The sequence below is a fragment of the Nguyenibacter vanlangensis genome (genome assembly GCF_013376155.1).
In the GTDB taxonomy this organism is placed as follows: domain Bacteria; phylum Pseudomonadota; class Alphaproteobacteria; order Acetobacterales; family Acetobacteraceae; genus Gluconacetobacter; species Gluconacetobacter vanlangensis.
The window spans coordinates 1-630 of sequence record NZ_JABXXP010001163.1 but is presented as its reverse complement, the minus strand read 5'-3'; the positions used below and the strand labels follow the sequence as shown (position 1 = coordinate 630).

The following is a 630-nucleotide window of genomic DNA, read 5'->3' as shown; positions in this document are numbered from 1 at the left end:
GGTCCGGCTGGCCGCATACAGCCGGGTCTGGGCCTCGCGGTCGCCCGCCAGCCGCGCGGTCTCGGCCGCAAGCTGCGTCGCCCAGCCGATATTGGCGCGCAGCGCGAACGCCCCGTTCTCATACGCCCAGTCGCGCCTGATGTCCCAGCCGATCATGGCCGGGGCGATGGCCTTCAGCGCCGGACAGGGCTCGCCCGCGGCCAGAAGCTGGTTGCTGCCCTGGAACGAGAAGCCGAACATCCCCACCCGCCCGTTGCTCCCGGGCAGGGCGGCGGCCCAGGCGACGCTGTCGGCCCCGTCCGCGGCCTCATGTTCGAACAGCGCGAACCCGCCGCCGGACTCGCCCCGCCCGCGCACATCCTGCATCACGACGATATAGCCGCGCGCCGCGTACCATTCCGGCGGCGCATAGCACAGCGACGTGCCGATCCGCCGCCCATAGGCCTGGCGCATCATCAGCACCGGCCAGGGGCCCGGCCCCTCGGGCTGCCAGATATCGGCGACCAGGCGCGTGCCGTCCCGCGTCGCCATCGCTTCGGTCCGCTTCGGCCGGACGGGCAGGGGGGTCATCACGCCAGCTCCCGATAGGATGGCGGCCGCTCGGCGATCGCCCGCCCGCCCCGCACCACC

Annotated in this window: 1 protein-coding gene; it reads right to left on the bottom strand. The window is 73.8% G+C overall.

The genetic code is table 11. The annotated features are described in order from the left end of the window. Window positions 1-570, bottom strand: a 570-nt coding sequence (locus HUK84_RS21890; protein WP_176642003.1) for a CocE/NonD family hydrolase, incomplete at its 3' end; no start/stop codon positions are given. Window positions 571-630 lie beyond the last annotated feature (60 nt).